Origin of the sequence: Citricoccus sp. (assembly GCF_035445025.1) — a bacterium.
In the GTDB taxonomy this organism is placed as follows: Bacteria; Actinomycetota; Actinomycetes; order Actinomycetales; family Micrococcaceae; genus Citricoccus.
This window is the reverse complement of record NZ_DAOMPX010000017.1, coordinates 1-19,066: the sequence shown is the minus strand read 5'-3', so window position 1 is coordinate 19,066 and position 19,066 is coordinate 1. Positions and strand designations below refer to the sequence as shown.

General features: G+C 71.5%; 16 protein-coding genes and 1 tRNA gene. 6 read left to right on the top strand and 11 right to left on the bottom strand.

The window, feature by feature from the left end:
- Window positions 1-117: 117 nt before the first annotated feature.
- From PLJ28_RS07410 to PLJ28_RS07380, 7 genes are all read right to left on the bottom strand, one after another.
- Complete coding sequence (locus PLJ28_RS07410) at window positions 118-1,542, bottom strand: carboxylesterase family protein (RefSeq protein WP_324590010.1); 1,425 nt, start codon at window positions 1,540-1,542, stop codon at window positions 118-120.
- On the bottom strand, window positions 1,539-3,551 hold the full coding sequence (locus PLJ28_RS07405) for a flavin-containing monooxygenase (RefSeq protein WP_298044192.1): 2,013 nt from the start codon (window positions 3,549-3,551) through the stop codon (window positions 1,539-1,541). Before PLJ28_RS07405 ends, PLJ28_RS07410 begins: the two co-directional genes overlap by 4 nt.
- Before the next feature lie 46 nt (window positions 3,552-3,597).
- The gene (locus PLJ28_RS07400) at window positions 3,598-5,274 is read right to left on the bottom strand and encodes an FAD-dependent monooxygenase (RefSeq protein WP_298044193.1); all 1,677 of its coding nucleotides are present in this window, start codon (window positions 5,272-5,274) and stop codon (window positions 3,598-3,600) included.
- A 182-nt stretch (window positions 5,275-5,456) separates the two neighbouring features.
- Window positions 5,457-6,530: an MBL fold metallo-hydrolase gene (locus PLJ28_RS07395; RefSeq protein WP_183529004.1), complete on the bottom strand. Its 1,074-nt coding sequence runs from the start codon at window positions 6,528-6,530 to the stop codon at window positions 5,457-5,459.
- A gap of 95 nt (window positions 6,531-6,625) precedes the next feature.
- A complete protein-coding gene (locus PLJ28_RS07390; RefSeq protein ID WP_298044194.1) occupies window positions 6,626-7,738 on the bottom strand; it encodes an ABC transporter substrate-binding protein in 1,113 nt (370 codons plus the stop codon).
- Window positions 7,739-7,800: 62 nt separating this feature from the next.
- Window positions 7,801-8,913 carry an ABC transporter ATP-binding protein gene (locus PLJ28_RS07385; RefSeq protein ID WP_183529000.1) on the bottom strand — a complete coding sequence of 371 codons (1,113 nt, stop codon included), beginning with the start codon at window positions 8,911-8,913 and terminating at the stop codon, window positions 7,801-7,803.
- An 8-nt stretch (window positions 8,914-8,921) separates the two neighbouring features.
- Window positions 8,922-10,727, bottom strand: coding sequence for an ABC transporter permease (locus PLJ28_RS07380; protein ID WP_298044195.1), 1,806 nt, complete (start codon window positions 10,725-10,727; stop codon window positions 8,922-8,924).
- 265 nt (window positions 10,728-10,992) lie between these two features.
- Between PLJ28_RS07380 and PLJ28_RS07375 the strand changes: the two genes are divergently transcribed.
- Window positions 10,993-12,240, top strand: coding sequence for a flavin reductase family protein (locus PLJ28_RS07375; protein ID WP_183528996.1), 1,248 nt, complete (start codon window positions 10,993-10,995; stop codon window positions 12,238-12,240).
- 81 nt (window positions 12,241-12,321) lie between these two features.
- Here the strand turns inward: PLJ28_RS07375 and PLJ28_RS07370 are convergent, their stop codons facing one another.
- A complete protein-coding gene (locus PLJ28_RS07370; protein ID WP_183528994.1) occupies window positions 12,322-13,077 on the bottom strand; it encodes a GerMN domain-containing protein in 756 nt (251 codons plus the stop codon).
- A 40-nt stretch (window positions 13,078-13,117) separates the two neighbouring features.
- Between PLJ28_RS07370 and PLJ28_RS07365 the strand changes: the two genes are divergently transcribed.
- Entirely contained in the window at window positions 13,118-13,687 is a 570-nt protein-coding gene (locus tag PLJ28_RS07365) for a DedA family protein (protein WP_183528992.1), read from the top strand.
- Here the strand turns inward: PLJ28_RS07365 and ald are convergent.
- Window positions 13,654-14,793 (bottom strand): alanine dehydrogenase, encoded by a 1,140-nt coding sequence (gene ald, locus PLJ28_RS07360; protein WP_183528990.1) that lies wholly within the window; start codon window positions 14,791-14,793, stop codon window positions 13,654-13,656. The two genes, PLJ28_RS07365 and ald, sit on opposite strands and share 34 nt — an antisense overlap.
- A gap of 89 nt (window positions 14,794-14,882) precedes the next feature.
- On the opposite strand from ald, the gene PLJ28_RS07355 reads away from it, so the two are divergent.
- The 3 genes from PLJ28_RS07355 to PLJ28_RS07345 all read left to right on the top strand — a co-directional run bounded on the left by PLJ28_RS07355 (window position 14,883) and on the right by PLJ28_RS07345 (window position 16,496).
- Entirely contained in the window at window positions 14,883-15,383 is a 501-nt protein-coding gene (locus PLJ28_RS07355; RefSeq protein WP_183528988.1) for a DUF456 domain-containing protein, read from the top strand.
- 96 nt (window positions 15,384-15,479) lie between these two features.
- Window positions 15,480-16,007 (top strand): hypothetical protein, encoded by a 528-nt coding sequence (locus PLJ28_RS07350; RefSeq protein ID WP_183528986.1) that lies wholly within the window; start codon window positions 15,480-15,482, stop codon window positions 16,005-16,007.
- Between the two features lie 93 nt (window positions 16,008-16,100).
- The gene (locus PLJ28_RS07345) at window positions 16,101-16,496 is read left to right on the top strand and encodes a VOC family protein (protein WP_183528984.1); all 396 of its coding nucleotides are present in this window, start codon (window positions 16,101-16,103) and stop codon (window positions 16,494-16,496) included.
- Between the two features lie 106 nt (window positions 16,497-16,602).
- On the opposite strand, the gene PLJ28_RS07340 is transcribed toward PLJ28_RS07345, so the two are convergent.
- Window positions 16,603-16,731 carry a putative transporter small subunit gene (locus tag PLJ28_RS07340; protein WP_221243760.1) on the bottom strand — a complete coding sequence of 43 codons (129 nt, stop codon included), beginning with the start codon at window positions 16,729-16,731 and terminating at the stop codon, window positions 16,603-16,605.
- A gap of 53 nt (window positions 16,732-16,784) precedes the next feature.
- Window positions 16,785-18,500: a sodium:solute symporter family protein gene (locus PLJ28_RS07335; protein ID WP_255459696.1), complete on the bottom strand. Its 1,716-nt coding sequence runs from the start codon at window positions 18,498-18,500 to the stop codon at window positions 16,785-16,787.
- 482 nt (window positions 18,501-18,982) lie between these two features.
- Here PLJ28_RS07335 and PLJ28_RS07330 point away from each other — a divergent pair.
- Window positions 18,983-19,058 (top strand) — tRNA-Ala (locus tag PLJ28_RS07330).
- Window positions 19,059-19,066: the final 8 nt, after the last annotated feature.

Genomic DNA, 19,066 nt, shown 5'->3' with positions numbered 1-19,066 from the left:
CGAAGGAAGGGCGGGGCCGTCCGGCCCCGCCCTTCCTTCGTGTGACGCTCCTGGTGGTGTGACGTTCCTGTGGTCCCGACCGGCCCGGTCCTGGGCCACGGTCGCCCTCCGGGGTCCTCAGCGCCGGGCCACCAGGCCCGCCTCCCCGGGCACCCGCACCTGCGGGGCGTCGCCGTCGAACTCCAGGCGCCGCGGGTCCTCGGGGGCGAAGGGTGCCACCTGCTCCCCGGCGGCGCGGGGCCGGCCGTCCCGCACGAAGCCCAGCAACCACTCCTGCAGCCCGGAGGCCGTGGCCTCGAAGACCTCGGGGGGCAGCCCCTCGAGCATGGGGGCGTCCGCCCAGCAGGCCCGGTCACCGAACAGGAAGGGCAGCGGCATGCAGTGCGGGCTGCCGGCCCCGGGCAGCGGGCTCTGCACGGAGAACCCCCCGAGGTGCACCTCCAGGCCCGCGCCGCTGGCGGCACCGGCCAGTTCGAGGTGGGCCAGCCGGAACTGGTGCAGGGTCATCGCCTCCGCCATGCGCTCCTTGCCCGAGGCCCCGGGACGCTTGCGGTCGATCCAGGCGGCGACGGCGGCCGGGTCCTCGAAGCGGGCGTGCAGGAAGCCGTCCACGGCCTCCGGTGGGAAGGCCCGCTCGGGAGCGGGCCGCAGGAACGCGGTCGCCTCCTCCGAGGTGGACAGCAGCAGCAGGGACTCGACGTGCAACCGGGCCGCGGAGGCAGCGTAGTCGTGCAGGTCCGCGGTGAGCGCACCGCCGGTTGCGGGCATGAGGGCCATGCCGCGGCCGGCGTAGGCCCGGGCCAGGTCCGTCTGGGCGCCCAGCAGGGCGTCGAGGGGAGCCTCGGACAGCCCGCCCGAGTCGACCAGCGATGCGCTCATGAGCGCCCACCGGTCACCGAGGGCCTCCGGGGTGAGCGGGGGTTCCCAGGGCAGGCTGATGAGCGCGAGCCGGCGGAACAGCCCGGCGGCCCGTGGCTCTGCGGCCAGGGCATAGGCGTACCAGGCGCCGGCGGAGTCCCCGGCGAGGGTGACGTTGCCCGGGTCCCCGCCGAGGGCGGCGATCTCGTCCCGGACCCAGTGCAGCGCCTCCATCAGGTCACGCAGCGGGCGCTGGGACTCGTGGGCGTCACCCCGCGGGCCCAGGTGGCCCAGGGCGCCGATCCGGTAGTTCACGGTCACCAGCACGGTCTGCCCGGCCTGGACCAGGGCGGGGGAGGTGAACCACCGGGCGTTGCCGGTGCCGGAGAGGAACCCTCCGCCCGGGATGAACACCACCACGGGCAGCCCGCGGGCGCCGTCCGGGGCCTGGACCCGCAGCTGGAACGCCGACTCGGACTGCTCCAGCTCGCCGTTGGCCCCGCCCAGCAGCGCGTTCAGGGCACCGGGGGCCTGGGGGAAGGCGGTGGCGGTCTCCGCGGTGCCGGACGCGGCCCCGTCCCGGCGCACCGGTGCCGGTTCGGAGAAGCGGTCGGCGGGGTCCGCCCTGCGGGCGTAGCGGAAGACGGCGTCCAGTCCGGTGACCGGGCCGGCGGGTCCCGTCACGCCAGGAACTCGTAGTCGTCCGCCGCCACGCCCGCCGTGATCCCCCAGTACTCGGTGGTCTGGAAGGGCCACACCTGGGAGACGCGGTTGAAGCGGTTCTTGTACCAGGTCTTCACGTAGGGCTGGCCCCAGGTCATGCGGGAGTTCTCGGCGTCCACCCAGCGGATGTGCCGGTCCAGGGCCTCCTGCTTCAGGTCCAGGGCGCGGACCCGGCGCTCGAGCAGCTGGTGGATGGCCTCCACCGTGTACTCCGCGGCCCGCTCGATCATGAAGTGCAGGCCCCCGGCCACCACGCCGCCCGTGTTGGGGCCCATCAGCATGAAGAAGTTGGGGAAGTTGGGCACCGTGATGCCGGCGAAGGCCTTCGCGTCACCGCCCCAGTAGTCGTGGATCTCCACGCCGCCGCGGCCGATGATCTCGATCGGGTCGAGGTAGTCGGAGGGCCGGAACCCGGTGGCGTAGATGACCACGTCCACCTCCAGCTCGCGACCGTCCCCGGTCACCAGCCCGTGAGGGGTGAAGGACTCCAGTCCCTCGGAGATCACCTCGGTCTGCCGGGACCTCAGCGCGGCCGCCCAGACGCCGTTGTCGCGCAGCATGCGCTTGGCGGACGGCGGGTAGTGCGGGATGGCCTTCTCCAGCAGGTCCGGGCGGCCCTCGTACTGCCCCTCCATGCGCCGGATGATGGCCTGGCGGAACTCCTCGTTGGCCCGGGAGACGCTCAGTGGCGCACCCTCCCAGCCCTCCTGGGCGGTGGCGATGTGCATCCGGCCCTCGACGCCGCCGGCGGTCACCCAGAGGCGGAACAACTGGCCGTAGCCGGGCACCTTGGCGTGCAGCCAGTCCGCGGTCTCGGACATCGGGTCGTGGTAGGTCGGTGCCGGCAGCATCCAGGGGGCACTGCGCTGGAACAGGTACAGCCGCTCCACCTCGTCGGCGATCGCGGGCACGATCTGGTAGGCGCTGGCACCGCTGCCGATCACGGCGACGCGCTTGCCGCGCAGGTCCACGGAGTGGTCCCACTCCTGGGAGTGCATCTGGGCGCCGCCGAAGGAGTCCTGACCCGGCCACTCGGGGATGTGCGGGTGGTCCAGCTGGCCCACGCCGGTCATGATCGCGTTGTAGCGACGGGTCTGCTCCCGGCCCTCGGCGGTGCGGGTGGTGGCCAGCCAGGTGGCCGAGTCCTCGTCCCACACGGCGCGCACGAGTGAGGTGTTCAGCTCGATCTGCTCGGTGAACCCGGCCTTCTCGGCCACGGTCTCCAGGTAGTCCAGGACCTCGTGGCCCTGGGCGAACTGGTGCGGCCAGTCCACGCGCTGGGCGAAGGAGAAGCTGTAGCCGTAGGTGGGGGTGTCCAGGCGCACGCCGGGGTAGTGGTTCTTCCACCAGGTGCCGCCCACGCGGTGCGAGGCCTCGATCCAGCTGTAGGGCAGCCCGGCCTCCTGGAGGCGGTAGGCGGCGGCGATCCCGGAGATCCCCGCGCCCACGATCAGGGTCTCGAACGCGTCGGTGTCCGCCCTGTCCGCGTCCGAGCGGTAGTCGTCGTAGTGCCAGTCCGGGGAACCGTTGCGGTCCGGCGCCAGCGCGAACTCATGCTTCATCTGGCCCATCCAGTTCGGGTCCCGCGCGGCGCGGCCACCGGTGAACCAGGTCAGGACCGTGTCGGCCTGCTCGGTGCTGAGCTGCGTCACCGGTTCCGGACGCTCGTCCCGCAGCCGGCGCAACCCCTCCAGGGCCAGGTCCTGGGCGCGGGCCACCTGCTCGGCGTCCAGGCCACCGTGGGGCTGCAGCGCGGTCCCCATGGGCGGCAGCGGCGGGGAGAGCTCCGGCAGCAGCAGGGAGGTGTCCTGCAGGGCGGTGGCCACGGCGGCCAGCAGGACCGGGGCCTCTGCGCCGGCGACCATCTGGCGCAGCGTCTCGTCGTCCTCGGTGATCGGCGGGTAGTGCTCCGCCCAGTACAGGTCGCCGTTCGTCGGCTGGGCGGCCGGCGGGGTGCTGATGACGGTCATGGGTCCTCCTGGAAACGTGGTTCGGGGCCTGGGGCGGGGCGGGCGATCAGGCGGTCGGCTGGCGGGCCGCGCGGACGCGGTCGTCGAGGTGGGTGCGCAGTTCCCGCACCACGCGGTCCTGGTCACCGGGGGTGAACACCGCGGCCACGTAGTGGTCCGGCCGGACCACCACGAACACCGGTTCCGCGGGCAGTCCCGCGGTCAGGGTCTCGCGGTCCTCCCGGACGCGGACGACGCCGGCCCCGTCCGGGCGTGCCGGGGCCCCGGAGCCGCGGGGGGAATCGAGGCGGACCAGCGTGGCGCCGATCGCGGTGAAGTACGGGTCCAGTCCGACGGGGTCGGCGCCCAGTCCGATCACCGACCAGCCCCGGCCCAGGAAGGCGTCGAGGCCCGCGGCCCGATCGGCGGTGCCGGGAGAACCGGGGGAGCCATCGGCGGCGGGGGCGCCCGTGACGGGGGTGACCCTGGGCTGGCCCAGCGCCCGCCCCACGGTCACCCCCGGCAGGTTCGCCGACCGCGCGTCGGGCCGGACCGCGAGACCCTCCGAGTAGTCCGGCGGGGTGACGAAACGCATGTTGGCGAGGTAGGCGTGCACGGCCGGGGCCTTGCGCAGCAGCTGCACCGTGAGGTCCCGGGCCCGGGTGGCGAGGGGATGCGTGGCCATGACGACGGCGCCGATGCGGCGCGAGAGCGTCATCATCTTGGCCCCGTGGACCCGGCGCTCGGTCTCGTAGGTGTCGAGGAGCCGTTCCGTGGCACCGCCTCGCACCGCCTCGATGAGCTTCCAGGCGATGTTGGAGGCGTCGCGGACACCGGCGTTGAGCCCCTGCCCGGCGAAGGGGGGCATCAGGTGCGCCGCGTCGCCGGCCAGGAACGCCCGGCCCGAGCGGTAGGACCGTGCGACCCGCTGGTGCGCGACGTACACGGCCGCCCGGCGGACATCGGCGGGGTCCAGCGAGGGGCGGAACGGGCGGAGCAGCTCCCGGATCATGTCCGGGGAGGTCATCTCGTCCCCGTCCTCGTGGTCGAAGAGCATGAACTCGAGCCGGAGACGGCCGTTGAGGCCCGGCACGAGGACGTAGGGGCGCTCGCCGTCGCAGTGGAACTCGGCGAACGGGTCACGCTGGACGGGCTCGTTGAGCAGGTCGATGACGATCCAGCGCTGCGGCTGCGTGGAGCCCATCAGCTCGATGCCCAGGGCGGAGCGGGTGAAGCTGCGCCCGCCGTCGGCGCCGATGAGCCAGTTGGCGGTCAGGGTGCGGGCCCCCTCGGGGGAGTCCACCTCGAGGGTGACGCCGTCGGCGTCCTGGGACAACCGGACTGCCTCGGTGCCCAGCAGCACCTCCAGGCCCGGGTGGGCCAGGGCACGGTCGAAGAGCAGCTGCTCGAGGATCGGCTGGTCGAACTGCGTCTTGGCGGGATGGCCCAGCCGGGAGGGCATGGGGCGCGCCTCGGCCAGCAGGCACTCACCGAGGCCGAAGTAGCGGCTGCCGGTGTCCAGGAGGGACTCGGCCTTGAGGGCGTCGGCGATGCCCAGCTGGTCGAAGACCCGGAACGACTCGTCCTGCAGGCTGATCGCGCGGGGCAGGTCACCGGGGGCCGTGGCCTTCTCCACCACGGTGGTCCGCACGCCGGCGTCGGCCAGCAGCAGGGCGGCGGTCAGGCCCACCGGGCCGGCCCCCACCACGATGACCTCTCGCTCAGGGTCGAATCGGTTGATCACTGTCGCCTCCTTGCTGTCGGCAGGCCCCGAGCGGGGTGCCGGTTGCCCCCTGGCGCCGATCCCCCAGGGGACCGCCCGGGGACGGAAAGTAATGCATATCACTTGATACAGCACACTAATGCGCTGTGTATGCATAGGTCAATAGAGAATATATTCTGACACCGCCAGCTGTGGGCGCCCCGTCAGCGGAGGCGGGCCTCCTCCGCCGTGGGCCGTGGTGGAGCACCGGCGGGCCGGGCGCCGATCTCGATCGACTCGCCGTCGGCGGGCACCAGGAGCTCACCGGCGAAGGTGTCCGCTGCCCGCTGCCACGCCTGTGACGGGGCGTGGGCCGGGACCAGGTGATGCAGCGCCAGGGTCCGCACGCCCGCGGAGGTCGCGAGGCGCCCGGCGTCCTCCGGCGTGGTGTGCGCGCGCCGGTGGTGGCCCATGCTGGCCTCGAGGTCCCGCGGGGTCGCCTGCGGGTACCCGGCGGCGACCGATGCGAGGTCGATGGCCTCGTGCAGGAGCAGGTCGCACCCCGCGGCCAGGCGGACCAGGTTCTCACTGGGCGCGGTGTCCCCGGAGACCGTGACCGAGCCGTGGACGGAGTCGAACCGGAACGCGAAGGCCGGCGCCATGGGCTGGTGCTGGACCAGGATGGCCGTCACCGTCACGCGCTCGTCGGCGAAGACCTCGAACGGTTCCATCACCGGGTGGTTGGCCGCGTCCGGATGGAACCCGGCGTGGGGTGGGATGGCGATGTCCACCCCCCGGAAGATGCGTGAGAGGTCCGGCGCGCGCGAGTCCCGGCGCCGGTCGTTCAGGTCCGTGGCGTGGGCCCGCAGGAGCGACTCGACCAGGTCCGCGGTGCCCGGGGTGGGTGCGTCCGGGAAGATGGGCTCCGGTGCCGTCCCGTCGTGGCCGTTCGCCGGGGGCAGCACTCCCCGCCGGCCCGGGCCGAGCACGGGGACGGTGCGTTCACCCTGGCCGCGGAAGGCGAGGCCGCCGAGCACCATGACGGAGTTCAGGTCGATGGTGTGGTCGGAGTGGTGGTGGGTGATGAAGATCCCGGCCAGGTCGGTGGGGTGCAGCCCCGCCTCTGCCATGCGCAGGGCCACGCCGTGGCCGCAGTCCACGAGGTAGACGGCGCCCTCGACGATGACGGCGGTGGCGATCCCGCTGCGGTGCCGGGGGTCACCGTCCGGGCGCAACAGCGGGCCTCCCGCCGTGCCGAGGGTGACGACGCGCATGCCCTGCGCCCGATGCTGGTCCATGGGTGTCCTGTCCACTGGTGCTGGTGCTGGTCGGGGGACGGCGGTGGGGGCCACCGGCTGACCGGTGACCCCCACCGTGGCCGCGTGCGAAGGGGTCAGCCGAAGATGCCCGCGATGACCGACTGGCTGGACTTCTGCCGGTCCGTCACGTCGGCGAGGTCCGGACGGGGCAGCAGCGGCACGTCCACCGGGTTCTCGAAGGGCAGGTCCATGTCCTCGGCGTTGGCCACCGGGCCGTGTCCGGCCGCGGCCTTGACCTCGTTGGCCTCCGGGGTGTTCAGCCAGGTGGTGAACAGTTCGGCGGCCTGCGCGTTCTCCGCCTCGTCGATGACCCCGGCGTACCAGTAGGTCGCCCAGTTGCCGCCCTCTACGGGGTAGGTGATCTCCACCGGGGCCCCGTCCCCGGTCAGGCTCAGGTAATTGCCCATGGCGCCCATGATGCAGGCGTAGGCGCGGCCCTGGACCACGGCGTTGTGGCACTCCGCGGTGTTGGAGGAGATGACGACGTCCTGGGCGGCCAGGTCGGTCAGGTAGTCCTCGCCCAGGGACTCGTCGTGCAGCACCAGGTCGGCCCACTGCATGCCGCCCCCGTCCGTGGCCGGATCGGTCATGGTGATCTTGCCCTTCAGGGCCGGGTCGAGCAGGTCCTGCCAGCTGGCCGGGACCAGGCCGACGTCCTGGCGCGTGTCGTAGACGAACCCGCGGGGAGAGGCGGAGACGGCGGTCAGGGTGCCCGCCTCGAGGGAGAACTGGGGATCGCTCGTGAGGTCCTCCGCGTTGAAGGGACGGAACTCCGCGAAGTAGTCCCGGCCCGCCAGTGCCACGGCCCCGGCGTCACCGGTGATCACCGCGTCGGCGATCCGCTGTCCCGAGGCCTGCTCCTGGGAGACCTTGGTGTCCAGCTCGGCGCCGACGACCTGCAGCGGCTCGACGCGGATCTCGGGGAAGCGCTCCTGGAAGGCCTCGAACACGCCCGGCCAGGTCGCCGTCAGCGGGGTGTAGACGTTCACCGTGGTCTGACCGCTCTCCACCGCCTCGGCGTACATCTGCTCGAACTGGGCCTGGGCCTCGGCCCCGCCGAGCCCGGCCGCGGCCTCGACCCCGTCGCGTTCGCCGAGTCCCTCGGAGGCCGGGGCGTCACCGCCGCAACCGGTCAGGAGGAGTGCTGAGGCCAGCCCGAGGGTGGTGAGGAGGGTGCGTGATTTCATGGATCGACCTTTCATGGGGGATTCCCGCGGGGGATGCGGGGGAAGGGGGAAGGGGAGTGCGGTCAGAGCGGCAGGCAGGCCAGGGAGTCGACCGGGATCCCGGCGATGACGTCCTGGCCGACCAGGGGCGAGCCGTTGGGCCAGATGTTGGCCACCTCGGCCGTGCGCAGGGAGACCGAGAACCGCTGAGGCCCCACCTCCAGCGCGTAGATGTACTCGTCGCCGAGGTAGACGATGTCGGTCACCGTGCCGGTGAACCGGTTGGGCATCGCCGTGGCCGGTTCGCCCATGATCACCGAGGCCGAGCGCATGGCGACCTCCACGGCGTCACCGGCCGCGAGGCCCGTGCGGGCCGGGCAGTCGAGGCGCAGCTCGGTGTCGTCCAGGCGGACCGAGATCCCGTGGTCGTCGGCGGTGACCACGGTGGCCCGCAGGAAGTTGTCGTAGCCCACGAAGTCGGCCACGAAGTGGGACACGGGGTGCCAGTAGATCTCCCGCGGGGTGCCGACCTGTTCGATCCGTCCCTTGTTCAGCAACACGATGCGGGTGGACAGCGAGACCGCCTCCTCCTGGTCGTGGGTGACGTAGAGGGAGGTGGTGCCCACGCGGCGGTGCATGTCCCGCAGCTCGGTGCGCATGTCCTGGCGCAACCGGGCGTCCAGGTTGGACAACGGCTCGTCGAACAGCAGCAGCCGCGGGTTGGCGACCAGCGCCCGGGCGAGGGCCACGCGCTGCTGCTGGCCGCCGGAGAGGTCCGTGGCCATCCGTCCGGCGAACTCATCGAGCCCGACCAGCTCCAGGACGTCGCGGACCCGGCGCGCCCGGTCCGGGACGCTGACCTTGCGCATGCGCAGGGGGTAGCCGACGTTGGCGGCCACGGACATGTGCGGCCACAGCGCGTAGCTCTGGAAGACCATGCCGATGTCCCGCTTCTCCGGGGGGACGTGCGTGCGCTGGGCGGGGGCGTCGACCACCTCGTCGCCGATCGAGACCCGGCCGCCCGTCGGGCGTTCCAGTCCGGCCACGCAGCGCAGCGTCGTGGTCTTGCCGCAGCCGGAGGGACCCAGCAGGGTCAGGAACTCACCCTCCTCGATCTGCAGGTCCAGCGAGGGCACGGCCGGGACGGCCTGGGGCGAGTACCGCTTCTCGAGGGACTCAATGCTGACTCTTGCCATGGGTCTTCCTATCGGGTGCCGGCCGCGCTGACCGCGCGGGCGTCGTCGGGGGTGGGGGTCGGGTGGGGCAGGGCCGCGGTCCGGGCGGTGCCGGACGGCGGCCGGACGGCGGCCACGAGGTCGCCGCGGGAACGGGTCCGGCGTTCGGACCGCCAGCGCAGCAGGCGCCCGGCGCCGAGCAGGATCGCGCCGCCCACTGCCAGCAGGGCCAGCAGGAGCAAGAGCAGTGCGGCCGCCCGGGAGCCGTTGCCGAGCTGGGTGTAGTAGTTGTAGACCAGCAGGGACACGGTCTCCGTCTTGGTGCTGGACAGCAGGATCGGGATGTCGAGACTGCCGGCGGCCATCACGCCGGTGATGAACCAGGAGGCCAGGAACGTGGGGCCGATGAGCGGGACGACGATGCTGGTCATCATGCGGACCGGGGAGGCGCCGCTGACGCGGGCCGACTCCTCCAGCTCGACGGCCAGCTGGCCGACCGGTCCACTGGTGGCGCGCTGGGCGATGGGCGTCACCACGATGACGAGGGCGATCAGCACGATCCAGACGGAGCCGTAGAGGGTGCGCAGGCCCGGCACGCTCAGGTAGGCCCACGTGATGGCCAGGGCGAGGACGATGCCGGGCACCGCCACCACCGCCCAGACGATCAGTTCCGGGACCTTGGACAACCGGTGCTTGCTGCGCAGCGCCACGTAGCTGATGACCACGGCCAGCACCGTGGCGAAGAACCCGGCCAGGATGCCCACGAAGAAGGTGTTCTGCAGGGCGCGCAGGACGCTCGGGGTGGTGAGCAGTTCCGTGTAGTGCCGCAGGGTGAACCCGGTGACGCCGAGGATGGGCTGTAAGGACCCGATGACCAGCTGCACCAGCGGCAGGATCAGGGCCACGGCGGCGTACACGAGGAAGAGCGCCAGGCCGGCCCACCTCCAGCGGCCGATGTCCTCGCGCTCCACGCGGTAGGCCTTGCCGGTGACGGTGATGAAGTTGCGGTTGCCGAGGGCCTTCGACCGGATCATCACCAGCAGGTAGATGATCGCGATCAGCAGCAGGGCCAGTGCGCTCGCGGAGTCGTAGCGGATCGGCGTGGTGGCGAGGAAGTCGTAGATCTGGGTGGGGAAGACGTAGATGCCGGCCGGCACGCCCAGGATGAGGGCGACGTCGAGCTGGCCCAGCGAGTTCACGAACCCGAGGATGGCCAGGCCGGACAGGGTGGGCAGCAGGATCGGGATGTTGATCTCCAGGAAGGTCCGCACCCTGCCGGCACCGGAGAGCAGCGAGGCCTCCTCCATCGAGCGGTTCAGGGCGCGCACCGGGCCCATGAGCAGCAGGTACATCACCGCCACGCTCTTCAGGCCGCTCACGAGGATCAGTCCCGCCCAGGACAGGGCGTCGAAGCGGACCTGGCCGTCCGGCCCGGTGCCCAGGACCTGGGTCACCAGTCCGGTCGGGCCGGTGAGCATCCCCCAGCTGATGGCGAAGAAGAGCGTGGGGATCGCGAAGATCGTGACCATCGTGATCGTGATGGTGCGGGACCCGGGGGTGTTCGTGCGCGTGGCCAGCCACGCGAGGACGAAGCCGCCGACGATGCCGATGGCCTGCACCCCGAGGGCGTACAGGACCGAGGCCCAGAGGGTGCTCCAGGTGGCCGGGTCGCCGTAGGCGTTGACGAAACCGGAGAGCCCGAACTCCCCGGCGGTCCCGGGCTGACCGCTGCGGAATGCACCGTAGACCAGCATCAGCAGCGGGTAGCCGAAGAACGCGGCGATGAACAACAGGAACAGGAGCAGGGCGGGCTGGGCGGACCTGAGTCGATTCACGAGGGCTCTCCGGGAACGGGCGGACGCTCGCCGTGGGCGGCGCGAGCGGGGGGACTGAGAATCCATACTGGATGTGATCTCAGACACTGTCAACGAGTTTGTAAAATATGTACGGAAAACATTTCTCGAGACGGGCCCGTCCTGACGCCTGCTGAAAAAACTCGACTCGAGGGGTAGCGTGATCGTCGCCACAAATATATTCTTACTGCGACAGTGCAAAATGTTGCCCGGATAGCCGGCGACGACCAGCCTCGAGGAGGACCCCGTGAGCGACACGACTCTCGACACCCCGACCACCTTCGACCCCCGGGCGTTCCGAGACGTCATGGGGCACTACCCGACGGGTGTGGTGGTCGTGACCGCCATGGTCGACGGCACCCCCGTGGGCATGGTCGTGGGCACCTTCAGCTCCGTCTCGCTGGAACCCCCGCTGGTCTCCTTCATGCCCATGACGACCTCGTCGACCTACCCGAGGCTGCGCGCCGCCGACCGGGTGTGCATCAGCGTCTTCGCCCACGACCAGCTCCAGGCCTGCCGCACGCTGGCCTCCAAGGACCCGCAGAAGTTCGACAAGGTCGACTGGACGCTCTCGGAGGCGGGTGCGCCGATGATCTCCGGCGCCGTGGCCCACATCCACGGCCGCATCGACCGGGAGGTCGAGGCGGGGGACCACTACATCACCCTCGTCGCGGTGGACGACATCGCGGTGAACCGCCCGGTCACCCCGTTGCTGTTCTTCCAGGGCGGTTACGGCGGCTTCTCCGCCACGGGACTGTCCGCCCACGTCGACGAGTCCCTCATCTCCGCGGTGCGCGTGGCGGAGGCCGCCCGCCCGCAACTGGACCGGCTGGCCCAGCAGTTCGGCTGCACCGCTGCCGCCCTCGTGCAGATCAGCGCCGTGGACCAGACCATCGGTGCCACCTCGTACGGCGGGGACACCGACGCCGACGAGCGCATCGGCGTGCGCGTCCCGCTCCTGCCCCCGCTGGGTGAGGCCGCAGTGGCCTGGAGCCCCGACCAGGTGGACCGCTGGGTCTCCCGCATCTTCCCGCAGGACGAGCAGGTGATCGCCGGCTACCGCGAGGCGGCCGAGCGCGTCCGGGCCCAGGGATACGCCATCTCCCGGGTGGACCAGGACCCGGAGGGGTACGCCGCCCTGGGCGAGGCCCTGAGCGAGTACGCCCACGGCGAGCTGACGCCGGTGCGGGACCGCGCCGTGCGCACCACGATCGCGGGGGCGGGGCACTTCTTCGGCGGGTCCGTCAGCGCGGCGGACCACTCGATCGACCTGGCGAGCGTGGTGGTCCCGGTCTTCGCCCCCGGCGCCGGGGAACCCACCAACTCCGGCCTGGTGCTGCGGTTGTGCCACCTGCCCTCGGGAGTGGGCGGGGCCACCGTGCTGGAGTGGGTCCAGGCTCTGCAGCAGGCCGCGTCCGAGGTCACCCGGACCCTCTCGAGCGGTGCCGCCAAGGACTACGCGCGCTACGCCGCCGCAGGGTTGCGCAGCGCCTGAACGGCCGGCCCCCGGACGGGCTGACACGACGAACGCCCCGGGCCAGGGCCCGGGGCGTTCGTCGTGTCTCCAGCTGGGGGGTCAGCCCTTCTGGCTCATGAACTCCTGGATGGGGGTGCCGTCCACGAGCACCTCGGCGGTGTAGGTGCCGGCGTTGGCGGTGGCGGTGTACTCGAGCTGGCCGATGATCTGCGGATCGGCGCAGCTGCCGGCGGACATCGGCTGGCCGGTCAGGTCCACGGTGACGGTGTCACCCTCGATGGAGACGTCCTCCACGCTCAGCTCGGACTGGTACAGGGCGTTGATCAGGCCGTTGGAGTGCTCGTACGTCCGGTCCTCCAGCAGGGCCTCGATGCCGGCCTCGACGCGCTCGGTGGTACCGACCTCACCGGAGCCGGACGCCTTCACGGTGGACTCGACCAGCAGCTCACCGCACCCGGGGAACTCGACGCCCTGATGACCGGACCCGGCCGGGGACACCCAGTAGACGGTGGCCTCGCCGGCTGCGGCCGCGGCGGAGGACGGGGCCGCGGCCGGTGTCGAGGCCGTGGGGGACGACGAGGCCGGGGCCTCGGACGTGGGTGCGGCCGACGCCGATGGTGACTCGGACGCCGACGCGGAGGCGGCCCGCGTCTCGGTGGGGGACGCGGCCTGGCTGGACGCGGAGGCTGACGGGCTGGCGCTGGAGCTCGCGCTCGAACTGGCAGGCGAGGAGGCCGGGGCCGGGGTCTCGGTGGGCACGTCGGCGACCTGGCAGGCGGTCAGGCCGAGGGAGAGCGCCGCGGCCAGGCCGGCGACGGCGAGAAGGGGTCGGCGTGGTGTTCGCGTCAAGCTCATGCCCCTGAGCCTAGACGAGCGCCGCGCCTAGACTCGAACCATGATGGACTGGATCGCCTCCCTGCCGCTCGGCTGGGCCATCCTGCTGTTCTGGTCCCTGGCGATCGTCCGCGCGACCACCACCTATGCCCTCGCGCGCGGGATCGCCGCCGGTGCCGAGCGCACGTCCCTGCGCCGGCACCTGTCCGGGCCGCTCTACCTGCGCGCCATGAGGTTCGTGGACCGCTGGGGCCCGTGGGCGATCCCCCTGTGCTTCATGACCGTCGGCCTCCAGACCGCTGTGATCAGCACCGCCGGCATCACCCGGATGCGCTGGCGCCGGTTCATCCCCGCCATGCTCGTGGGCGCACTGATCTGGGGCGTCATCTACGGCACCGTCGGCATGGCCGTGGTCTGGGCCGTCATCACCACCGCCATGGCCAGTCCCTGGGCCGCCGCCGCGCTGGTCCTGGCCCTGGCCGGCGTCGCGGTCCTGGTGCTGTGGCGTACCGGCGGGATGGCCCTGCTGCGCGCCTCCCGGACCCAGCGCCGTGCCCGGGCCGTGGCCGGGCGCGCCGCCGCGGCCCGGGCCCGTGCTCAGCCGGACACGACCTCCGACGCCGGCCGGTAGGCCGAGTCCAGGTCCAGTCCCAGCGGTCCGGCGACGGCGTCCGCCACCCCGCGGTGGGTGAGGACGCCGCCGTGGGCGTTGAGGCCCGCGGTGAAGCCCTCGTCGGAGGCCAGCGCGGCGTGCCATCCGTGGTCGGCGATCTTCAGGACGTAGGGCAGGGTGGCGTTCGTCAGGGCGGCCGTGGAGGTCTGCGGGACGGCGCCCGGGATGTTGGCCACGCAGTAGTAGACCTGCTCGCCGACGCGGTAGGTGGGGTCCTCGTGCGTGGTCGGCCGGGAGTTCTCGAAACAGCCGCCCTGGTCGATGGCGATGTCCACGAGCACCGAGCCAGGGCGCATCGCAGAGACCATGTCCGCGGTGACGAGCTTCGGCGCCGCCGCACCGGGGATGAGGACCGAGCCGATCACCAGGTCCGCGTCCGCCACGGCCTCCGCGATGCTCAGCGTCGAGGACGCCATGGTCCGCAACCGGCCCTGGTACACGGTGTCCAGCTGGGTCAGGCGGTCGAGATTGATGTCCAGCACGGTCACGTCCGCACCGAGTCCCGCCGCGATCACCGCGGCGGCCTCCCCGGCGACGCCGGCCCCGATCACCGCGACGCGGCCGCGCCGGGTCCCGGGGACCCCGCCCATCAGGATGCCTGAGCCGCCCTGGGCCTGGGTCAGGTGGTAGGCCCCGGCCATCGGGGCGATCCGGCCGGCGACCTGGCTCATCGGGGCCAGCAGCGGCAGGGCCCTGCCGCGCGTGACGGTCTCGTAGGCGATCGCCGTGACGCCGGAGTCCAGCACCGCCCGGGAGAGCGCCATGTCCGCCGCGAGGTGCAGGTAGGTGAAGAGGACCTGGCCGCGGCGCATCAGCTGCAACTCGCCGTCCACCGGCTCCTTGACCTTGAGCAGGAGCCCGGCCTGGTCCCAGACCTCCTCGGCGCTCTCGGCCAGTCGTGCGCCGGCGTCGGCGTACTGGGCGTCCGTGATGCCGGAGCCGATCCCGGCACCGGACTGGACCAGCACATCGTGGCCGTGGAGGACGAGCTCGGAGACGCCGCCGGGGGTGAGGCCGACGCGGAACTCATTGTTCTTGATCTCTGTGGGAACGCCGATGAGCATGCACCGACGCTACCGCCACCGGGTCGTCCGCGGGAGGGCTGGCGGCGGGCAGGTCCTGATCAGCGAGGGGGCGGGCGCATACTGAGGGAGTGGACTACCAGATCATCACGACCGTCATCGCCGGACTGCTGCTCGCGGTGGCCGTGCTGGGCACGGTCTTCCCCATCCTGCCCGGTTCCGTCCTGACCATCATCACGCTCATCGCCTGGGCCTGGATCCTGGGCTCGCCCGCGGCGTGGACCGCCGCGATCGTCGGGGCCGGCCTGGCCGTGGCCGGGATGAGCGCCTCGGCGGTGCTGACCGGCCGGAAGATGCGGCGCGAACAGATCCCGCACGGCCCGATCCTCGTGGGCGTGGTCTGCGGGATCGTCGGCATGTTCGTGATCCCGGTGGTGGGCCTGTTCGTCGGTTTCGCCGCGGGCCTGCTCGTGGCCGAACTGGTCCGCCGCCGTGACCTGAGGTTGGCCGTCCGCTCCTCGTGGGAGGCCCTGAAGTCGATGGGCCTGGGCATCCTCGTCGAGTTCACCTGTGCGTCCCTGGCGGCCTCGTCCTTCGCCATCGGCACGATCGTGCACTTTGCGAACCGCTGACGCGACCCCTGACGCAACCCCCCAGACGCAACCCCCTGACGCGACCCCCTGACACCGACCGACCCGCTGACACGCACCCGACGACCGGAGGGAACCATGGGCATCTACGACATCCAGCTGGAGCAGACCGGCGCCACCACGGACTGGACGCTGCTCGTGCTGTGCGCCGTGGCCGGCGTGCTCGGGCTGGTCGCCGCCGTCGTGGTGATCCCCCAGCTGGTCACCGCCGTGCGCCGGGAACGGCCCGGCGGCGCAGGCGGCCGTGCCGGGGAGGAGGGGTCCGGTGTCACCGGTGGGGGAGGGCCGGAGACCCGCCCGGATCGCGCCGCGGCGAGCAACCGGGTGGGCCTGGCGATGGCAGCACTGCTGTCCGCGATGCTCGTGGTCGGCGGGATCATCGGGTCGGTGGTGGCGCTGACGGCCACGGGCCTGCACCACGCCTCCGGGCACGTGGAGGCCACCGGCGTGGTGGACGGGCAGCGCTGGCTGAAGATCGCCGAGCTGCCCTTCGCGGTGGCCTGGGACGGGGCCGAACCGGTGGAGGGCGAACGCGTGGGGGCGGCCTGCACCGAGGGTTCGCCCGTGGCCGGGCTGGAGTGGACGTGCGCCCCGCCCGGGCGCTGACCCGCCGCCGGACCGGCGGGGGATCAGGCCGGGGTGACCGGTGACGGCGGGGCGCCGTGGTGCCCTGACATCGGCTGACATAGGCTGTCGCGCATGGTCGTGCGCAGTGGTTTCCCCATCCTGAAGACCGATGACCTGCCCCGTCTGGTCAGGTTCTACCGGGATGCCTTCGACGCCGTGCGGACCTACGGCTTCCCCGCTCCGGACGACGAGTCGCGGGACGTGTTCGTCGTGCTGCGGATGGGCGGGGCCTTCCTGGCGATCGGCCGGGAGCTGGACATCGGCGGCAACGACTCCCGGGCGGCCCTGTGGTTCTACGTGGACGACATCGACGAGGTCACCCGCCGGGCCCATGCCGCCGGCGCCACCATCGTCGCGCCCCCGCAGGAGATGCCCTGGGGGGAACGCGTGGCCCAGGTGCGCGACCCGGACGGGTTCCTGGTGTACCTGGGCGTCCGGGCCACCGACGAGGCCGCGGACGCGTCGTAGGGCACGATTCCGCGGGCCGGGCGGGAACGACGACGGGACGCCACCCACGCAAGGTGACGCCCCGTCGTCGTGGGCCGGATGGTCCCCGGGCCCCGCAGTGCCCCGGTCAGATGACCGGGCGGCCCTCCTTCTTGGCCTGGGACACGTCGCGGAAGAAGCCGCGCGCGATGAGGAAGAGGATGACGGCCACGATGACGGGCCACATCAGGACGTAGAGGGTCAGTCCGATGGTCATGTGAGTCCTTTCAGGGGACGGGGAGTTGCGATGGGTCCGGGGTCGCGGCGGGGTCAGTCCCGCCGGCTGCCCGGAGCGGTGTCACCGGCGGTCCCGGCACCACCGGCGGATGCGCCGCGGGTGGCCAGTTCGGGCTCGTCGGCACCCTGGGCGGGGGCCGGGTGCTCGGGGTCGAACTCGCCGGTGATGTCCTTGATGACGTCGAAGTCGAAGTCCTGCTTCGAACGGAAGGACATGAGGTAGCAGACCAGGAACGAGACCGCGTAGGCGACCAGCGAGGCCGAGAGCACCGTGTAGTCACGCAGGAAGAAGAACGTGAACGGAGCGGCGACCACGGTGGCCACCCCGCCGATGATCACGGCGGGCTTCAGTCCGAAGAAGCCGAAGGACATGATGCCCAGCACCACGCCGATGCCGATCGTCGCCAGCAGTTCCACGCCGAAGCCGAGGGCGCCGGTGAACGGGATCCACTCGAAGCGCACCGGCAGGAAGGCCACGAGGGCCGCCAGGACGCTGACGCTGAAGGCCGCGTTGGTGACCTTGGGCCAGTAGAACGAGGCGATCACCGGGAACACGAGGCAGCCCCAGAGCGCGCCGACGAACACCAACAGGTCCAGGATGTTGAACTGCGCGGTGGCGAAGTACAACGCGGCGGCGGTGGCGATGATCATGCTGACGCGGCCGACGAGCAGCATCGTCTTCGGCTTGACTTTGTCCTTGCCGACCGACTGGCCGTACATGTCCGACATGACGATGGAGGACAGCGCGGCGAGGTCCGAGTCGGCCGTGGAGGACAGGGCGCCGATGATCATCAGGAACGCCAGGGCCAGCAGGACCGGGCCGAGGTAGGTGCCGGCCATCTGCGGGATCAGGTTGTTGACGTCCCCGTTCATGGGCTCGACGCCCAGGTACAGGGCCATCACGCCGAGCATGCCGATGCCGATCACGGCGCCGCCGTAGCCGATGGTGGCGGTGACGAACGTGGGCTTGATGAGGTCCTCGCGCACGGAGAACAGGCGCTGGGCGATGGTCTGGTTGCCGATGGCGTAGGCCAGCACCGCGGCGATGTAGGGGGCGCCCTGGTTCATGAAGGCGTCCGAGGAGAAGAAGCTGCCCTGCTCCGGGGTCACGGTGCCCGCGGCGACGCCGGCCTCGAACATGCCGGGCCCGCCGGCCACGAAGAAGATCACCGGGATGATCACGACGGCGGCGCCCAGCATGAACATCACCTGGGCGAAGTCGGTGAGCACGGAGGCGCGGAACCCGGACCACAGGGTGTACATCAGCACGCCCCCGGCCACGATGACGATGCCCGCCCCGAAGCTGAGCGGGGACAGCATGGAGATCAGCGCGCCGCCGGCGATGAAGTTGGAGGTCAGGGAGATGAGGGAGCCCAGGACGTTGGAGCCGGCCAGCATCAGCTGGGAGGAGCGGCCGTGCCGGGCGTACATGACCTCGGCGAGCGTGTGGGCCTTCGGGGCGACCTTGCGGATGCGCTTGCCGAACGGGTAGATGAACAGGATCATCAGGGCTCCCCAGAGCCCGTAGTGGATGGGGCCGGCGACGCCGTAGGTGTACCCCGCGGTGGCGGAGGCGTACATCGAGGAGGCCCAGATCCAGGTGGCGGTCATCGATGCCGCCGAGATGCCGAATCCGATGTTGCCGCCGGCGGTCATGTACCCGTCGGCGTTCTCGTTCTTCTGGCTGATCCTCACCGACATCCACATGGTTCCGCCGTAGAAGAGGATCAGCAGCAGGACCACTGCCATGATTCCCAGTTGGTTGAATTCCTGTACGGGTGGCATCCCGTCCCTTTCTGTCGGCGACAATGACAGCGCTCCGACGACGCCTCCCTGAGCTGGCGGCGTCCCCTCTCGGATCGCACGCGTCAGTCCTCGCGGACCGGCGCGACCGGCCTGCAAGGACCGGTCCGGCTGGCCCTTGGGGGCCGCCTCCGGCGGGAGCCACGGAGCGGGTCTGCATGCGCCGAGGAGTACCTCAGGGGTACCTCGGGCACGCACCCTTGGGGGCTCGCACTCACCGGATCCGGTGCTCGACCGGACGCTGTAGCTTCTCATGTTTGCATCAGCAACTTCAAACCGGTTGACAAGCGGGTGCGTAACACTCCATGTCAGATGCCCTTTGTGCGCCGTTCACAAAGGGTGGCCACCCGGCCCTCCGGGTGATTTGGGCGCTAGCGGGCCGGTCGTCGTATGATGGTGGAGCGCGTTTCGGCCGATGCCGGCGCCGCGGGGCCTTAGCTCAGTTGGTAGAGCGTTTCGTTCGCAATGAAAAGGTCAGGGGTTCGACTCCCCTAGGCTCCACCAGACAGTTC

Excerpts from the sequence above, each read along its gene's own strand:
- ald (WP_183528990.1), bottom strand. The coding sequence starts at position 14,793 with ATGCTCATCGGCGTTCCCACAGAGATCAAGAACAATGAGTTCCGCGTC.
- PLJ28_RS07340 (WP_221243760.1), bottom strand. The coding sequence starts at position 16,731 with ATGACCATCGGACTGACCCTCTACGTCCTGATGTGGCCCGTCATCGTG.
- PLJ28_RS07405 (WP_298044192.1), bottom strand. The coding sequence starts at position 3,551 with ATGACCGTCATCAGCACCCCGCCGGCCGCCCAGCCGACGAACGGCGAC.
- PLJ28_RS07385 (WP_183529000.1), bottom strand. The coding sequence starts at position 8,913 with ATGGCAAGAGTCAGCATTGAGTCCCTCGAGAAGCGGTACTCGCCCCAG.
- PLJ28_RS07350 (WP_183528986.1), top strand. The coding sequence starts at position 15,480 with ATGGGCATCTACGACATCCAGCTGGAGCAGACCGGCGCCACCACGGAC.
- PLJ28_RS07370 (WP_183528994.1), bottom strand. The coding sequence starts at position 13,077 with ATGAGCTTGACGCGAACACCACGCCGACCCCTTCTCGCCGTCGCCGGC.
- PLJ28_RS07395 (WP_183529004.1), bottom strand. The coding sequence starts at position 6,530 with ATGGACCAGCATCGGGCGCAGGGCATGCGCGTCGTCACCCTCGGCACG.
- PLJ28_RS07390 (WP_298044194.1), bottom strand. The coding sequence starts at position 7,738 with ATGAAATCACGCACCCTCCTCACCACCCTCGGGCTGGCCTCAGCACTC.
- PLJ28_RS07365 (WP_183528992.1), top strand. The coding sequence starts at position 13,118 with ATGATGGACTGGATCGCCTCCCTGCCGCTCGGCTGGGCCATCCTGCTG.
- PLJ28_RS07335 (WP_255459696.1), bottom strand. The coding sequence starts at position 18,500 with ATGGCAGTGGTCCTGCTGCTGATCCTCTTCTACGGCGGAACCATGTGG.
- PLJ28_RS07345 (WP_183528984.1), top strand. The coding sequence starts at position 16,101 with ATGGTCGTGCGCAGTGGTTTCCCCATCCTGAAGACCGATGACCTGCCC.